Source organism: Maribacter taeanensis (genome assembly GCF_047345145.1).
Lineage (GTDB): Bacteria > Bacteroidota > Bacteroidia > Flavobacteriales > Flavobacteriaceae > Maribacter_C.
The window spans coordinates 78274-97122 of sequence record NZ_JBLFER010000007.1; the positions used below are offsets into that span (position 1 = coordinate 78274).

Here is an 18849-nt window from a genome sequence, read left to right on the forward strand (position 1 = left end):
TAAGATACCTCATTTCACTACTTTTGTATTGAATTCTGAAGATTCTATATAATGAGTACAAAAATAGCTCCTTCCCTCCTAGCCGCCGATTTTGGTAATCTGCAACGCGACGTTGAAATGGTCAATCAAAGTGATGCGGATTGGCATCATATTGACGTCATGGATGGTGTTTTCGTTCCGAATATTTCCTATGGAATGCCTGTCGTAAAAGCAATAGCCAAACACGCCACCAAGCCCTTGGACGTACATTTGATGATTGTAGACCCTGACCGCTATATCAAGACTTTTGCGGAGTTAGGCGCTGATGTCCTTAGTGTGCACTACGAGGCATGTACGCATTTACATAGAACACTACAGGCTATAAAAGCAGAGGGTATGAAAGCTGGGGTAGCTTTGAATCCACATACGAGTGTTTCTCTTTTAGAAGATACCATTCAAGATATTGATGTCGTTTGTTTAATGAGCGTAAACCCAGGTTTTGGCGGACAATCCTTCATTGAAAACACTTATGAAAAAGTAAGGCAACTAAAAGCTATTATTCAACGAAAAGGTGCAAGTACTTTAATTGAGATTGACGGCGGCGTTACTTCCTTAAATGCGAAATCTTTGACCGATGCCGGCGCCGATGTATTAGTTGCTGGAAGTTTCGTCTTCAAAAGCGCCAATCCAACCCAAACTATTAAAGATTTAAAAGAAATAGCAGGGTAATGAAATCATTTGACCTTGTCATCGTTGGAGGAGGCCCTATCGGAATTGCTTGCGGCCTTGAAGCAAAAAAGAAAGGACTTAACTATCTTATTATCGAAAAAGGACCGATAGTAAATTCTCTTTTCAACTATCCTTCTAACATGCAATTTTTCTCTTCTTCGGAAAAATTGGAAATCGATGATATTCCCTTTATTAGCAAGGAAGCAAAACCAAAACGTGACGAAGCTCTCGAATATTACCGCAGGATTGTCACTTCAAACAAGCTGAACATTCATCTTTTTGAAAAAGTAGAAAGCGTTAATAAATCAGGCGATTTATTTACAATTGTTTCAGACAAAGAAACGTACACCGCTTCGAATATCGTCTTAGCTACCGGTTTTTATGATTTACCAAACCATCTAAATGTTACAGGAGAAGATTTGCCCAAGGTTTCTCATTATTATGGTAATCCGCATTTTTATGCGAGTCAAAAACTTGCTGTTATTGGAGCGAGCAATTCGGCAATCGATGCTGCTTTAGAATGTTACCGAAAAGGTTCGGACGTATCATTAATTATCCGTGGACCTGAAGTTGGTAAACGTGTGAAATATTGGGTGCGTCCTGATATTATCAATCGTATCGAAGAAGGTAGTATAAAAGCATATTACAATTCCATAGTAAAAGAAATTAAGGAAGATAAGATTATCATTGTCTCCCCTGAGGGAGAAACCACGCTTGAAAATGATTTTGTTTTGGCCCTAACGGGATATAGACCCAACTTTGACTTCTTGGAAAAACTAGGTATCGAACTATCCGAAGATGAAAAAAGGCTTCCGAATTACAATCCGGATACCATGGAGAGCAATGTTACCGGACTCTATTTAGCCGGCGTTATTTGTGGTGGAATGGAGACTCATAAATGGTTTATTGAGAATTCCCGCATTCATGCGAAAATCATTGTGAAGCATATTCAGAGTAAACAACCCTAAGAAAAAGTCCCTAATTTTAGAATATCACGGTTTTCAGGGGGTGCGTATTCACTATTATGTGCGTATTTGCGTTATAGCTAAAAGGCTAATTTTGTACATTGAAAGGGTATAGCGTTTCGTCAATACAAACCAAATTAATAACCGAATAAAAAATACACCGCTGAGAAAGGAACAACATTCTTCATTTACTAAAAAGCGAAGTCATAAATTGGATATGCTAGCGCTGCTTTTCCTTATCACAAGCCTTGTATTTTCTCAAGATGTTGAAAAAGATACCCTAAAGGATGACGACTCACAGCGCATAACCTTTTCTACAATTCCTAATGACAAACAAAAATCACTTGACCCCTTTTATAAAGAATTAAAAAAAGCAGCTTTTGGCGTTCAGCGTTTTTCCATTTTCGAACAGTTGGCTGAAGAACACATGAAAAAAGGGGATACTGATTCCATTTTAAAATATGGTAATCTCTATCAAAAAGAGCTAGGCAATTGGGACAAGTCGAATAAAGAAAAAAATTACCATTACGCAAAAGCAAATTACATCATGGGCTTTGGCTATATTTTTAATGGCCTTCATGAAAAATCCACTGAGTGGTTTATAAAAGGGGTTCAAAAAGCTCAGTTGGCCAATTTTCAAAAATACGAGTACAAGAACAAGATCGGACTTGCTAAAACCTATTTACTAAAAGATGACCCAGACAAAGCTATTTCTACTTTAGAAGAGGCACTCCCAAAATTTTCTACCCAATTCTCCACAATTACGAACAAAGCACTGGTTGTACTTGGTAATGCACACCTTAAAAAGCAAGAGTATGAAAAAGCCGATAACTTTTTCAATCAAGCGGCTGAAATGGCTACCAAGTTTAATGATGTGGAAATGGAGTTGACAGTAGGTCTAGAAAAAGCTAAACTAGCAGAAGCGAAAGAAGAATTTGGAAAGGCATTTCAAGGATATGAAGAAACTAGAAACCGGGCATTAAAAGAAGGCTATACAGCTATATATTTTGAAGGCTCATTACTATTGGCAAAGTATTATTTTAAAGAAGAAATGTATGAGACTGCCAATATCGCATTGATGTTCGCCCAAGTAAATGCTATTGACCGAGAAAACCTTCTTTTTCAAAGAGAAGCCTTAGAAATGCAAGCTAGAGCTTTTGCCAAACAAGATGACTACAAAAACGGCTATGCTGTCATAACTCAATTATTTCAGGTGTTAGGCGAGATAAATACAAAACAAAAAAAGGCAATAATTAAAGAGCTTGAAGTGCAGTATGAAACTCTCGAAAAAGAAAAGGAAATTTCAAAACTGGAGGAAGGTCAAATAAAAAAAGAGGCAGAACTAAAAAGACAAAAAACAATTAAAAATGCCTTTTTAATTGGCTTTCTGATTATCCTTATTCCAGTGATGGCTTTGCTCTATGTTTATTATCAAAAGATTCAAGCACAGAGTGAGTTAGCAAAAAAACAAGAAGAAATCAACACCCAAAAAGTAGAGTCTTTAAAGCAAGAGCAAGAACTGAATTTAATCAAAGCTTCTATTGAAGGACAAGACGAAGAACGCAAACGAATTGCCCAAGAACTACATGATAGTATTGGCGGAAATCTGGCAGGCATAAAACTACAATTCGCTAGTATGGAAGGTGATTCCGAAAAACTAAAATCCTTAACTGGACAAATAGATGAAACCTATCAGCTAGTTCGCGATATTTCACATACGCTAATTCCGAAGAAATTTAAGGAAAATGTGTTTACCCAATTAATTCAGGAATACATCAAATCCATTTCTAATACTGGGGAATTGGAAGTAGCTTTCCATCCGCATCCGGAAAAGGAAATCAATGCTATTGACGAAAAGCATCAGATGGAAATCTATAAGATTATTCAAGAGTTAATGACGAATACCTTAAAACATGCTGCCGCATCAAGGGTGGATATTCATTTGAGTCTCATCGAGAACGAACTTTCCCTTTTGTTTGAGGATAACGGAAAGGGATTTGAAACAGCAAATTCTTCCGACGGAATAGGTTTTCAAAATATAAAAAACAGAATAAAAGAATTATCCGGAATTTTGCATATCGATTCTACGCTAGAACGTGGAACGGTGGTGTCTATAGAAATTCCCATAAAAACCAAAGAATCATGAAATACAATCTAATAATCGCCGACGACCATAAAATGTTTATTGACGGACTCATGAGCATCTTAAAAGATGCACCTGAATTCTCAGTAACTACTACCTTTAAAAATGGTGCACAAGTAGTAAAATATTTAGACATCAACGGGGTTGATGATTTAAACCTTTTAGTCACCGATTTAACCATGCCAGAGATGGACGGTATTGAATTGAACAAGATTGTAAAAGAGAAATACCCTTCTTTAAAAACTTTAGTCGTAAGCATGCACATTGACGGACAAATGATTGATAAACTAATTCGAAATAATGTGGATGGCTATGTACCAAAAAATGCAGAGAAAGATGAGCTTTTAGATGCCATACGAACTATCGTAAAAGGTGAAAAATACTTTTCTTCTGAAATCAAAAGAGCCTATACCGATGCGATGTTCGAAAATAAAAAACAAGAAGAAGTCAACCTGACCGAACGTGAAAAAGAAGTATTAAAACTCATCGCCGAAGAGAACACGACCCAAGAAATAGCAGATACACTTTTCTTAAGCAAACACACCATCGAAAGCTACCGTAAAAACCTCATCTCCAAACTACAAGTAAAAAACCTAGCCGGCCTCACCAAACACGCCATCAAAATGGGGCTTTTGGATTCGTAATTTTAAAGGTTTGCGAAGCTAATACGAAAAGTCCTTCTTAGTTCCTATAAAGAATAAACTTATGTATTCCCTCCCCTCCGGGGAGGGCTAGGGAGGGGACCGCCCTGTATGGATTCAAACTAGTTCCTAATGCCCCCCTGAAAACAGGGCCCCAATTTTCACCAATTCAAGCCTACTCCTACCCTAGCCTTTACTTCATCTTTGTAGTGTAAACAACAACAGATTCCCTCCTTCGAGGGAATGACAATAAAACAACTATACACTATGAAACTAAAAGCCCTTTTATTCGCAACTGCAGTATTTTTTATCGCTTGTAGCAATGATAAAAAAACCACAGAAATTCCGAAGCAAGTATCAACTTTAAAGTCCGATGTACTTTTACAGAGTTCTGCTATCAAACCTTTTTCAGGAATGCATCAAGGTGATTTGGCCTACCTTACCCTTTCGGGAAAAACCATTTTAGAGAGTACAGCCACCTTTAAAGTTGTCAATGCCAATGGAGCAGAATTATATTGCGAAAATTTTCCTGCAAAAGAACTAATCCAAACGGAATACAAAACCGCAAATTCTACACTACAAGCGGTACACATTCGGGAGGTAGTAGATGGTTTCTTTGTTGATGATTTAGACTATCAAAAAATCAAAGACAATACCCTTGCCGGAATTTAAACAATCAAAATTCCAATCTCATGACAACCGCATACCCCTACTCGCTTTTACCGGACCATAATGACTATCTATTCATTAAGTTTGAACCAATACATCAAAATACCGAATTCCTAAAAGAACTCTTACAGATTTTAGGCATGTATAATTTCATTCTAAAAGACCAACAAAACATTTGGAAAGAGCATCAATTGTGCGCAATCTTATCAGCGCCAAACGGACTCATAAAATTAAGAATAGACGCCTCCAAAACTGTATCGTTGATTGGAGAAACAAATCAAAAAGACATCCTACAAATTGATGCCATACTGAAGCGGTTTTCAGTATTTAAAAAGGTAGAAATAGCCGTTGTAGCGGAATTTGCCTAAAAGTCCTCTTCAATCTCTCCAGAGGAGGGAAGTAAAAAACTATCAACCCAATTGTATCCCCTCCCCTCGGGGAGGGTTAGGGAGGGGACTTTTTCATAGGTTTCCAACAAAAAACAGTGAGTAACATTGACGTCGAAAAAGTCTTTTCCCCGACCCTAAAGGGAGGGCTTTTTCTAGATTCCAGCCAGTTTTGGAAAAATACATTTAATTGGACAGAGCCCTGTATGCATGGAAAAGGGCGGAGAGGTTCTGTCGAAAATATCTAAAAGCTACAAGCTACCTTCCAACAATCCAGCAATCCAAAAATCCAACAATCCAACAATCAAACTTCAAGCACCGAGCATCCAACATCAAGCCTCCATCTCCTTCACCTTTAACCTATAGTTCTTCCAACAATCCAGTAATCCAACAATCTAACCATCCAATCCACCCTTTCACCCAAACAACCACACACATAATCGATGATTTCACAACAAAACACAATCATTACACAACATTTGTAGGAATTATATTACATTAATGTAGGTTATTGCTTCTTTATTAGACTTTCAAAGAAAACCCAAATTTACCATTATGAAGCAATTTTACAAGCTGCTAGTACTTACAATTTTTATACTCTTTTTAGGAAACGACGCACTTTTTGCACAAGCAACAGTTGAAGATATCTCGACAATCGAGGGGGATTCTGGCACCTCTAATGCGGTTGTAACGGTTACTCTGCCCAGTGCTGCGCCTGTCGGAGGAACAACGGTACTGTATGCTATTACGGCAAACACTGCAACAGGAGGGACAGACTATATCGTTCCTGGAGACCGAATTTTAATTCCACAAGGGAGCTCAACAGGAACCATATTAATTCCAATTATTGGGGATACTACTACAGAAGATCTCGAAGATTTTTCGATTAGTGTGTCAACGGATTTGGCAAATGATTCAGGATTTAACAATGCAACTACTTTTTGGACATCTACCGGAACCATAGGTTTTGAAACGGGTCCTGAAACGACTTATGGAGGCCCTAATGGGGCAAATACCGTTTTAGAGGTTGATGGAGGCTCACAAGGATATCAAGATATTACCACAATAGCAGGAGTTACGTATGACGTTGTTTTTAAAGCATCCCGCAGAACATCTGGAGGTCCAGCCTCTGCTAATGTGACGGTCAGAGCAGCTAACGGAGCTTCTATCTTGAACAGTCTAACGGTAACAAAAACAAGTGCAGCCAACCCAACCTTTAGCCTAGACGAGGAAACCTTTTCATTTACCGCAGCCTCGACTACCACTAGAATATCATTTACAACAACAAATACAAATACCGTTGGTTTAATTTTTGATGATTTATCGATAGTACCTCAAACAGTAGACGATTCGGCAACCATTACCATTGTAGATAAAATACCCGGTAATGTGGGAGCGAATTTAGCCCTTTGGTTAAAAGCAGATGCAGGTGCTACAGCAGCACAATGGGATGATCAATCCGGAAACGATCATGACGTGACTGCGGTGGCAGGACAACAACCAGTACTAGAGACAAACAGCCTTAACTTTAACCCGGTGATGGACTTTGATGGTACAGATGATCAAATGACCAATCCCGCATCTCCGTTCGCTTCTGGAGTGTCGGACGAAACAAATATCTTCTTCGTAGCACGTGAAGACGCACGACAGGAGAACTCAATTTTTGGGTTTAATGATGGAGCCAATAACGTAAATAGGTATCAGAGCCACCACATTTATCCGGATGGAACAGTCTACTTTGATGTAGGTGATTCTGGTACAGATGATCGAGTGTCTGGTCCTTCTGGGCTTACAGTAGGGGAACCACACATCGCTGGCTATTTTAACAGCATTAATAATAGCAATCAAGCAATAAGTATTAATGGGGGTGTTGTCGCGTCTGATACTAGTGGAGAGTCTCAATCACTGAGCATCACACGTATTGGTACTTCCGTTTCTGGCGGTCAACAATACTTTAATGGTGACATTGCGGAGTTTATCGCCTATGACACGGATAATAGTGCAACCAATAAACAAAAAATACAATCCTATTTAGCTATTAAGTACGGGATTACCCTAAACAACGGCACAGTAGCCTACAAAAATTCAGCAGGTACTGATGTTTGGACAGCAGACACCAACTACCCAGCAGATATTTTTGGTATTGCCAAAGATGATGATCAAGGCTTAGACCAACAGATTTCAAAGTCAGTAAATACAGAAGCGATACTCACCCTTTCTACAGATACTAACTTTATCGGCGCTAATAGTACACATGTATCCTTAACCGATGGGCAATATTTAGTGCTTGGTAATAACGGATTAACAACAGGCGTACAAACTTCAGAGATAGGTACAAATATTATTTCAGGGATTAACAGAGAGTGGAAAGTTCAAAACACTGGTAATGTAGGTAACGTTAATTTAAAATTTGACAATTTTGATGATAATTATATTGTATTAACAAGTACAACAGGAGATTTCTCTTCAGGAGCCACTTCTTTAGGAAGGTTAAATACAGCTGGTGAACTTTTAGGAGTAACGCTAGCTGATGATACTTTTATAACCTTAGCTATTGGTGAAGCACCGGGAGCAGTTACAGAAGGTTTAGCCCTTTGGTTAAAAGCAGATGTAGGTTCAGCACCAGCACAATGGGATGATCAATCGGGTACTTCTAATAATGCAGTACAAGCAACTGCGGCAAATCAGCCAAGTATTACGACAAGTGCGGTGAACTTTAACCCAGGGGTAACTTTTTCAGGAGAATCAGCAGCAGCTACAGCAGATTATTACAGTACTTCTAGTACTTTATCATTATCAGACAATGCATCAATATTTACAGTAACTACAAGGCCAGTACAAAATAATACCTCTACTTCTACATCCTTTCGTTCTGTATTTGCTTCTCGAGAAGGTTGGGGAACCTCTGGTGCTACCAATGGATATTGGCTAGGATATGGTAACAGTAATCTTGAGCCAAGAGCTAATGCTATTACGAATACGGGTATTGTGAATCCAGGTCATCTATTTGGGCCAGCTGCTGCAAATACAGGAGCGGTTATAAATTCATTAATTAATACAGGTACAGCTTTAGCCTTGTCTGGTAATGGAGGGATACCTAGTGGAGATGCAACAGGAACTACAAATGCAAGTGCAACAGGTACACCCCTTATCTATGAGATAGGAGAGAATACGCTTTCAACTGGTGGAGGTTTTCCAAGAGCCTTTACAGGAGAAATCACTGAAATTATAGCCTACAACCAAGCATTGAGTGCAGCGGATGCACAAAAGGTACAATCGTATTTAGCCATCAAATACGGAATCACCCTGAACAATGGAACAGTAGCCTACAAAAATTCAGCAGGTACCGATGTTTGGACAGCAGACACCAACTACCCAGCAGATATTTTTGGTATTGCCAAAGATGATGACCAAGCCCTAGACCAGCAAATCTCAAAATCGGTAAATATAGGATCAATCGTCACACTTTCTACAGACACTAACTTTACAGGAGCAAACGGAACTCACACGTCACTTGCGAACGGACAGTATTTAGTTATCGGTAATAATGGTAATAGTAGTCATCCTTTTGATGCCGTAAATACCGATTTAAATACAGCAATTTATTTTGAGCGCTCCGCTCGCGAATGGAAAGCGGTCAATACCGGAAGCGTAGGAGCAGTCAACTTACAATTTGATGGGTACGACAATACCTGGGTGTTGTTGACTAGAACCGCAGATGGTGATTTTAGCGCCACCACGGGAACTACGTCTACGCCTCTTTCAGCAACAGGAACCGTTGCTACTACCTTTACAGGAACTACCTTCTTCACACTGGCAAGACTAGCTACCAATATAGAGTTTGAATTAGCTGCAGCTTCCGATGCCGAAAACACAGGTGCTAATCTGCCAAACCTACTAGTAAACGGTACATTACACCAGGCGGCATCTATCGATGTCACACTAAATGCTGCAAGTAGTGCAACAGTTGGGACTGACTTTACTTTTGCATCTGCAACGACATCACCAACTACCGCAACGGCAATAATCCCAGCCGGAACTTACAACGCCTCTACTTTGGCTTTGAACACCTTAAATCTGAGTATCAATCAACTGGATGAACAATATCCAGTCATCAGAAACTACATAGGAGATGTCATCTCCGAAGCAGAAACACTTGTCGCACCATCGACCGGAACATATAGAATAACCCTATCGGCAAAATCGTTTGAGGCTGAAGTTCCGGGCACACCGAATATACACGTGATAGTGGGTACAACACCAGGAGCAAGCGATACCTTTACAGCGACAACAAACAGAATAGATGCAGCTACTCCGAAAAAGACCTACACCTTCTCACTTACCGCGGGTACAACCTATCACATAACAACAGTTGCTGGCGGAACATCTCAGGGTTTAGATGTCGCCATGGTTCTAGACTATACGCCTCCAATCGATTTCTCAATAACTGGTGATACAACTGTAGAACCTGATGAAACTATTGACCTAACACTTAGCAATGGACAAGACGGAATTCTACTTGCTGAAGTATCCGGGGGAACGCTAATAGATAATCATGTGTATACCATCACAAACGATGATACCGCGGCAGTGACCATAGAAGATGTATCGGGTAACGAAAACGATGGTAACATTACCTTTACAGCTACCCTTGACAATGCAGTTCAAGGAGGGTTTACAGTCGATGTATCCTCAGCAGATGGTACGGCGACTACTGCCGATAACGATTATACGGCAATAGTTAGTGAGAAACTTACCTTTACCGGTACAGCAGGGGAAACACAGACCTTTACCTTTACCCCTACTGCGGACACAAAATTAGAGACAGATGAGATAGCTACCCTTTCCATGGGGAACCTAGCAGGCACTACACTCACTATAGATATTACGGACAGTGCAACCGCTACCATTACCAATGATGACACAGCTACAGTAAGTATAGCAGCCGATGCAGATGCCGATGAAGCTACGGCGAGCAGGACATTTACACTCACCATGAGTGCAGCTGCGTCAACAGATGTAGAAGTAAGCTACGCCTTAACGGGTACCGCTGCTAATCCTGCGGATTATACGGATGCTACTACGGTCAACGGAACAGTAACCATATTAGCTGGTGCAACTACAGGAACTATCGACTTAACAGTTGTCGATGATGCCCTTTCCGAAGGAAGTGAAACTGTAATCGCAACCTTGACTGCCGCAACGAACAATGCTTCGGTCACAGCTAACACTACTCCCGCTACTTTAAATATTACCGATAATGACAATAGTCTTACCGTTAGTATAGCAGCCGATGCAGATGCTGATGAGGCTACCGCAAGTAGAGCATTTACACTCACCATGAGCGCAGCTGCATCGACGGATGTAGAAGTAAGCTACGCCTTAACGGGTACCGCTGCCAATCCTGCGGATTATACGGATGCAACTACGATAAACGGAACAGTAACCATATTAGCTGGTGCAACTACAGGAACTATCGACTTAACAGTTGTCGATGATGCCCTTTCCGAAGGAAGTGAAACTGTAATCGCAACCTTGACTGCCGCAACGAACAATGCTTCGGTCACAGCTAACACTACTCCCGCTACTTTAAATATTACCGATAATGACAATAGTCTTACCGTTAGTATAGCAGCCGATGCAGATGCAGATGAAGCTACCGCAAGTAGAGCATTTACACTTACCATGAGTGCAGCTGCTTCAACAGATGTAGAAGTAAGTTACGCCTTAACAGGTACAGCTGCCAATCCTGCAGATTATGCGGATGCTACAACAGTTGCGGGAACAGTTACTATTGCAGCAGGCTCGACTATGGGAACGATTGATTTAACAGTTGTTGATGACGCCCTTTCCGAAGGAACTGAAACTGTAATCGCAACATTAACGGCTGTAACGAACAATGCTTCCGTAACGGCGAGTACAGCACCTGCTACTTTGAATATTACCGATAATGACAATAGTCTTACCGTTAGTATAGCAGCCGATGCAGATGCAGATGAAGCTACCGCAAGTAGAGCATTTACACTTACCATGAGCGCAGCTGCTTCAACAGATGTAGAAGTAAGTTACGCCTTAACAGGTACAGCTGCCAATCCTGCGGATTATAAGGATGCAACTACAGTAAACGGAACAGTCACCATTGCAGCAGGCTCGACTACAGGAACCATAGATTTAACAGTTGTCGATGACGCCCTTTCCGAAGGAACTGAAACCGTGATTGCTACATTGACTGCTGCTACCAATAATGCTTCGGTAACTGCCAGTACATCACCTGTTACTTTAAATATTACGGATAATGACACAGCAACAGTGACCATAGCCGCTGATGCAGATGCAGACGAAGCCACGGCAAGTAGAGCATTTACACTCACCATGAGCGCAGCTGCTTCAACAGATGTAGAAGTAAGTTACGCCTTAACAGGTACCGCTGTCAATCCTGCGGATTATACGGATGCCACTACAGTAAACGGAACAGTTACCATTGCAGCAGGCTCGACTACAGGAACAATAGATTTAACAGTTGTCGATGATGCCCTTTCCGAAGGAACTGAAACTGTAATCGCAACCTTGACAGCGGCAACGAACAATCCTTCCGTAACGGCAAGTACAGCACCTGCTACTTTGAATATTACCGATAATGACAATAGTCTTACCGTTAGTATAGTAGCCGATGCAGATGCAGATGAAGCTACCGCAAGTAGAGCATTTACACTCACCATGAGCGCAGCTGCATCAACCGATGTAGAGGTAAGCTACGCCTTAACGGGTACCGCTGCTAATCCTGCGGATTATACGGATGCTACTACCGTAAACGGAACAGTCACCATTGCAGCAGGCTCAACTACGGGAACCATAGACTTGACAGTTGTCGATGACGCCCTTTCCGAAGGAAGTGAAACTGTAATCGCAACCTTAACGGCTGCAACGAACAATGCTTCCGTAACGGCCACCACTACTCCGGCTACATTAAATATCACGGATAATGACAATAGTCTTACCGTTAGTATAGCAGCCGATGCAGATGCAGATGAGGCTACGGCTAGTAGAGCATTTACACTCACCATGAGCGCAGCTGCATCAACAGATGTAGAAGTAAGCTACGCCTTAACGGGTACCGCTGCCAATCCTGCGGATTATACGGATGCGACAACAGTAAACGGAACAGTTACCATTGCAGCAGGCGCGACTACAGGAACCATAGATTTAACTGTCGTTGATGATGCCGCTGTTGAGCTTACCGAAACTATAATAGCAACCTTAACGGCAGCAACGAACAATGCTTCCGTTACTGCTAATACGACTCCGACAACCTTGAATATTACTGATAATGATGCTTGTAATGACCCTATTAATCTTGCAGTATCAGATGTGCAAATTACTACTGCGGATCTTGCTTGGACACAGCCCGCTGCAGGTGGTGTAATTACCTATGATTGGATAGTCGTTGCATCAGGTGATGGCCCGACCGGAACCATAGTTATATCAGGAAGCACAACTGCTCCTGTAATAACAGTAGATAATGCAGGTACCCTAGTAAAAGCTACAGATTATGATTTTTATGTTAGATCTGTCTGTTCTCCAACTGCGAGTAGCAGTTATGCAGGACCGATAGCATTTACCACATTAGCAGATAATGATGATGATGGTATAGATGATACAACGGATACCGATGATGATAACGATGGAACTCCCGATACCGAAGATGACTTCCCTCTAGATGAGAATGAGGATACCGATACAGATGGTGACGGAACTGGTGATAATGCAGATACCGATGATGACAATGACGGGACTCCCGATACCGAAGATGACTTCCCACTGGATGAAAATGAGGATACCGATACGGATGGTGATGGAACCGGTGATAACGCCGATACCGATGATGACGGTGATGGTACTCCCGATACTGAGGATGATTTCCCACTGGATGAGAATGAGGATACCGATACAGATGGTGATGGAACTGGCGACAATGCCGATACCGATGATGACAATGACGGGACTCCTGATACCGAAGATGATTTCCCACTGGATGAGAATGAGGATACCGATACAGATGGTGATGGAACCGGAGATAATGCCGATACCGATGATGATAATGATGGTACTCCCGATACCGAAGACGATTTCCCATTGGATGAGAATGAGGATACCGATACTGACGGAGACGGAACCGGTGACAATGCCGATACCGATGATGATGGTGATGGTACTCCCGATACCGAAGATGACTTCCCTCTAGATGAGAATGAGGATACAGATACTGACGGAGACGGAACCGGTGACAATGCCGATACCGATGATGACAATGACGGGACTCCCGATACCGAAGATGACTTCCCTCTAGATGAGAATGAGGATACCGATACCGATGGTGATGGTACCGGTGACAATGCCGATACCGATGACGATGGTGACGGTACCCCTGATACGGACGATGACTTCCCTCTAGATGAGAATGAGGATACAGATACTGACGGAGACGGAACCGGAGATAATGCAGATACCGATGATGATAACGATGGAACTCCCGATACCGAAGATGACTTCCCTCTAGATGAGAATGAGGATACCGATACAGATGGTGACGGAACTGGTGATAATGCAGATACCGATGATGACAATGACGGGACTCCCGATACCGAAGATGACTTCCCACTGGATGAAAATGAGGATACCGATACGGATGGTGATGGAACCGGTGATAACGCCGATACCGATGATGACGGTGATGGTACTCCCGATACTGAGGATGATTTCCCACTGGATGAGAATGAGGATACCGATACAGATGGTGATGGAACTGGCGACAATGCCGATACCGATGATGACAATGACGGGACTCCTGATACCGAAGATGATTTCCCACTGGATGAGAATGAGGATACCGATACAGATGGTGATGGAACCGGAGATAATGCCGATACCGATGATGATAATGATGGTACTCCCGATACCGAAGACGATTTCCCATTGGATGAGAATGAGGATACCGATACTGACGGAGACGGAACCGGTGACAATGCCGATACCGATGATGATGGTGATGGTACTCCCGATACCGAAGATGACTTCCCTCTAGATGAGAATGAGGATACAGATACTGACGGAGACGGAACCGGTGACAATGCCGATACCGATGATGACAATGACGGGACTCCCGATACCGAAGATGACTTCCCTCTAGATGAGAATGAGGATACCGATACCGATGGTGATGGTACCGGTGACAATGCCGATACCGATGACGATGGTGACGGTACCCCTGATACGGACGATGACTTCCCTCTAGATGAGAATGAGGATACAGATACTGACGGAGACGGAACCGGAGATAATGCAGATACCGATGATGATAACGATGGAACTCCCGATACCGAAGATGATTTCCCATTGGATGAGAATGAGGATACCGATACAGATGGTGATGGTACTGGTGATAATGCAGATACCGATGATGACAATGACGGGACTCCCGATACCGAGGACGATTTCCCACTGGATGAGAATGAGGATACCGATACGGATGGTGATGGTACCGGTGACAATGCCGATACCGATGATGACAATGACGGGACTCCCGATACCGAAGATGACTTCCCTCTAGATGAGAATGAGGATACCGATACAGATGGTGATGGAACCGGTGATAATGGAGATACCGATGATGATGGTGATGGTACTCCCGATACCGAAGATGACTTCCCACTGGATGAGAATGAGGATACCGATACAGATGGTGATGGAACTGGCGACAATGCCGATACCGATGATGACAATGACGGGACTCCCGATACCGAGGACGATTTCCCACTGGATGAGAATGAGGATACCGATACCGATGGTGATGGTACTGGTGATAATGCCGATACCGATGATGACAATGACGGGACTCCTGATACCGAAGATGATTTCCCTATAGATGAGAATGAGGATACCGATACAGATGGTGATGGAACCGGAGATAACGCCGATACCGATGATGACGGTGATGGTACTCCCGATACGGAGGATGATTTCCCACTGGATGAGAATGAGGATACCGATACAGATGGTGATGGAACTGGCGACAATGCCGATACCGATGATGACAATGACGGTACTCCTGATACCGAAGATGACTTCCCTCTAGATGAGAATGAGGATACCGATACAGATGGTGATGGAACCGGTGATAATGCCGATACCGATGACGATGGAGATGGTCAAAGCGATGCTGATGAAATTGCCTGTGGTTCTAGTCCAACAGATGACTCAGATTCTGCAGCAGATAATGATGGGGATAATATTCCCAATTGTTCTGACCCAGATGACGATAATGATGGCGTAGCGGATGTATTGGATAACGACGATGACAATGATGGTCAATCTGATGAAGATGAAATCGCTTGTGGTAGTGACCCGGCAAATGCCCAAAGTGTGGCATTAGATTCTGATGGAAATGGAATTCCTGACTGTCTAGATGAAGATGACGATGGAGATGGTCATTCAGATGAACATGAAATTTCGTGCGGAAGTGATCCTTTAGATGGCACAGATCTTTCTCCAGATAATGATTTGGATGGAATTCCGAATTGCGCGGATGACGATAACGATAACGATGGCATTCTAGATGTTTTTGATGATGATAATGATGGTGATGGTCAATCTAACCTCGATGAGCTTGCCTGTGGATCAGATCCATTAGATAGCTCAGACACAGCTTTAGATACCGATGGAGATGGTATTCCTGATTGTCAAGATGATGATGATGACAACGACGGCACTCCTGACGCAGAAGATGCATTCCCATTAGATGAAACAGAAGATACGGATACCGATGGTGATGGTGAAGGCGACAATAGCGATGAAGATGCCGATGATGACGGTATTCTTGATGAAGATGATTTAGAACCTTTACTACCATACGACCCAGATGCTGATGATGATATGGATGGTATTCCAAATTACATAGAAGATTTTAATGGTGATGGAAACCCTTACAATGATGATAGTGATGGTGATGGAATGGCTGACTTCTTAGAACCATACGACCCAGATGCGGATTATGATGGTGATGGTGTTGCCAATAGGTTTGAAGATACTGACAATGATGGTGATTTGTTCAACGATGATTGCGACGAAGATGGCATACCTAACTTTATAGATACGGACCCTTGTGGTGCTATCTCAGCAGGAGCCTTCACACCAAATGGTGATGGCATCAATGATACTTGGACCATTCTAGGCATTGAAGGTTATCCATTTAATACGGTCAAAGTGTACAACCGATACGGTCATGAGGTCTTTGGAGCTAGAGGCTATCAAAATGATTGGATAGGTGGCTATCAAGATAGTGGCGATAAACTCCCACCAGGTTCATACTACTATCAAATTAACCTTGGTGATGGTTCACCGCCTATCGATGGATGGATGTTCATTAATTACTAAAATATCTAATCTGTCACATCGAGCCTTTCGGCTTCGCTCAAGACAGGCTCCGTCGAGATTTACAATAAGACGGAGTTTATACCGAGCGCAGCCGAGGTACTCGAACTGACAGTAGAGAAAAATAGAATACATAAACCCAAACACTAAAATCTAAAACATGAAATGTATCAAAATCATACTTGCACTACTTATGTTGAGTTCCCTCAACACTTTTGCTCAGCAAGACCCTAACCGTGCCTTTTACAGGTACAACATGAATCTTGTAAATCCTGCTTATGCTGGAGCCCATGACGGTTCTGAAATAGGAGTAAACTTCAGAACCCAGTGGGTGAGCGTACAAGGCGCACCTGAAACACAAAGTGCCTTCTTCTCTACACAAATGAAGAAAAACGTCGGACTCGGAATCTCTGTGATCAATGACAGGACCTTCGTAGAGAATCAAACGGCCATTGCAGCTGATTTCTCCTATCGATTGAAGCTCGGAACTAACTCCGATCTCTATTTGGGAATCAAAGCAGGGGCAACTTCCTATAACGTGAATACTGCAGGACTGGTAACTTTCGATATAATGTCCGACCCTTCCCTATCAGGTATCGATGGAGGGTTCATACCCACTGTGGGAGCAGGAGCCTATATCAAAGGCGAAAGCTACTTCTTGGCACTATCCATTCCCAACTTCCTCACCACAGATCGTCTGGAACAAAATGACGGGGTAGCCAAATTGGGACAAAGCAGAACGCACATCTATCTTGCAGCTGGCTATGACTTTAATATAAGTGAAAATCTTGTTTTCAAACCATCTACCATACTACAATATGTAGAGGACGCTCCCCTATCGCTCAATTTTACCGCTGCCTTTAGAATCAAAGACCGCATCGAACTAGGTGGAATGTACAGACTGGATGAAGGCTTTGGAGGACTATTCCTTTTCAATGCTGCGGATTGGGTAGATTTAGGCTATGCCTATGAATCAGCCTATGACAGTCCCGTGCAAGCTGCATCTCAAGGGACACATGAAGTGTTTATAAAACTCAAATTATAAAAATAAAGTATCACTAAAAAAGTCATTACCCCAACCCTAAAGGGAGGGCTTTTTAAGAAATTCTTTCCAGAAAATAATGAGCGAAAAACTTCCTAGAAATAAGAGGTTTTTTGTTTTCTAAAAAGTGGGTTTTATAGGGTCCCCTCCCTTCAGGGAGGGGTGCCGACAGGCGGGGTGGGTAACCTAGGAACATCTATTCTTACTCTTCAGCAATAGCTCAAATCATGGGTCCTCCTTTTTCAAGGCGACGCTGCGAGAGCAGTGGGCGAGCTGTAGCGTTGGCAATTTCATTGAGGTCACGAAATGAAATACGGGGTGGTAAACTCGGGAGTTGAATTCTTATTTTTAGGTTTAATTTAACCCAGCAACCAAACCCAATTTTGTACTTTTTTTCTCGCTTACAACCATCTTAGTAAAAGGCACCCTTCCGCTTGACGAAGTAACCACCCCTTTCTCCGCCAGCTGGCGGATTCATTCCCCTCCTAGAATTAGGAGGAGAGCTTTAATTCCTTTCTTCACCCTACTTCAAACACCAAGCATCGAGCATCCAACATCCCCCTAATAAAATTCCCCTCTAGAAAGAGGGACGACCACTTGCGGTCAGGGGTGTGTAAAAACCGAAACTCCAAAACAAACCCCAAACCAATTAACAAAAAACACCTCCCTTAATCCCTCCAAAGGAGGGAAGTAAAAAAATCGCCAACGTAATTCTATCCCCTCCCCTCGGGGAGGGCTAGGGAGGGGACTTTTCACAGGCTTCCAAAAATCCAACAATCAAACACCAAGCATCAAACACCCAACAACCCTTCACCTTTCACCCTTTACCCTTCCACCAACCCTTTCACCGACACAACAACCCACATAA

The 18849-nt window shown here is 42.4% G+C and carries 8 protein-coding genes; all 8 read left to right on the plus strand.

From position 1 onward, the window contains the following. Positions 1 to 51: 51 nt before the first annotated feature. The 8 genes from rpe (at position 52) to ACKWCD_RS18285 (ending at position 17984) form a co-directional block, all read left to right on the plus strand. Positions 52 to 708 (plus strand): ribulose-phosphate 3-epimerase, encoded by a 657-nt coding sequence (rpe, locus tag ACKWCD_RS18250; RefSeq protein ID WP_413985406.1) that lies wholly within the window; start codon positions 52 to 54, stop codon positions 706 to 708. Then, positions 708 to 1676, plus strand: coding sequence for a YpdA family putative bacillithiol disulfide reductase (locus tag ACKWCD_RS18255; protein WP_413985407.1), 969 nt, complete (start codon positions 708 to 710; stop codon positions 1674 to 1676). Before rpe ends, ACKWCD_RS18255 begins: the two co-directional genes overlap by 1 nt. A gap of 214 nt (positions 1677 to 1890) precedes the next feature. Next, the gene (locus tag ACKWCD_RS18260; RefSeq protein ID WP_413985408.1) at positions 1891 to 3819 is read left to right on the plus strand and encodes a tetratricopeptide repeat-containing sensor histidine kinase; all 1929 of its coding nucleotides are present in this window, start codon (positions 1891 to 1893) and stop codon (positions 3817 to 3819) included. Then, on the plus strand, positions 3816 to 4460 hold the full coding sequence (locus ACKWCD_RS18265) for a response regulator (protein WP_413985409.1): 645 nt from the start codon (positions 3816 to 3818) through the stop codon (positions 4458 to 4460). The genes ACKWCD_RS18260 and ACKWCD_RS18265 overlap by 4 nt, the downstream gene beginning before the upstream one ends. A gap of 264 nt (positions 4461 to 4724) precedes the next feature. After that, the gene (locus ACKWCD_RS18270; protein ID WP_413985410.1) at positions 4725 to 5129 is read left to right on the plus strand and encodes a hypothetical protein; all 405 of its coding nucleotides are present in this window, start codon (positions 4725 to 4727) and stop codon (positions 5127 to 5129) included. A 20-nt stretch (positions 5130 to 5149) separates the two neighbouring features. Further along, entirely contained in the window at positions 5150 to 5494 is a 345-nt protein-coding gene (locus ACKWCD_RS18275; protein ID WP_413985411.1) for a hypothetical protein, read from the plus strand. Positions 5495 to 6067: 573 nt separating this feature from the next. Continuing rightward, positions 6068 to 16942 carry a Calx-beta domain-containing protein gene (locus ACKWCD_RS18280; protein WP_413985412.1) on the plus strand — a complete coding sequence of 3625 codons (10875 nt, stop codon included), beginning with the start codon at positions 6068 to 6070 and terminating at the stop codon, positions 16940 to 16942. Between the two features lie 157 nt (positions 16943 to 17099). After that, positions 17100 to 17984 carry a PorP/SprF family type IX secretion system membrane protein gene (locus tag ACKWCD_RS18285; protein ID WP_413985413.1) on the plus strand — a complete coding sequence of 295 codons (885 nt, stop codon included), beginning with the start codon at positions 17100 to 17102 and terminating at the stop codon, positions 17982 to 17984. Positions 17985 to 18849: the final 865 nt, after the last annotated feature.

Excerpts from the sequence above, each read along its gene's own strand:
- ACKWCD_RS18255 (WP_413985407.1), top strand. The coding sequence starts at position 708 with ATGAAATCATTTGACCTTGTCATCGTTGGAGGAGGCCCTATCGGAATT.
- ACKWCD_RS18275 (WP_413985411.1), top strand. The coding sequence starts at position 5,150 with ATGACAACCGCATACCCCTACTCGCTTTTACCGGACCATAATGACTAT.
- ACKWCD_RS18270 (WP_413985410.1), top strand. The coding sequence starts at position 4,725 with ATGAAACTAAAAGCCCTTTTATTCGCAACTGCAGTATTTTTTATCGCT.
- rpe (WP_413985406.1), top strand. The coding sequence starts at position 52 with ATGAGTACAAAAATAGCTCCTTCCCTCCTAGCCGCCGATTTTGGTAAT.
- ACKWCD_RS18265 (WP_413985409.1), top strand. The coding sequence starts at position 3,816 with ATGAAATACAATCTAATAATCGCCGACGACCATAAAATGTTTATTGAC.
- ACKWCD_RS18280 (WP_413985412.1), top strand. The coding sequence starts at position 6,068 with ATGAAGCAATTTTACAAGCTGCTAGTACTTACAATTTTTATACTCTTT.
- ACKWCD_RS18285 (WP_413985413.1), top strand. The coding sequence starts at position 17,100 with ATGAAATGTATCAAAATCATACTTGCACTACTTATGTTGAGTTCCCTC.
- ACKWCD_RS18260 (WP_413985408.1), top strand. The coding sequence starts at position 1,891 with ATGCTAGCGCTGCTTTTCCTTATCACAAGCCTTGTATTTTCTCAAGAT.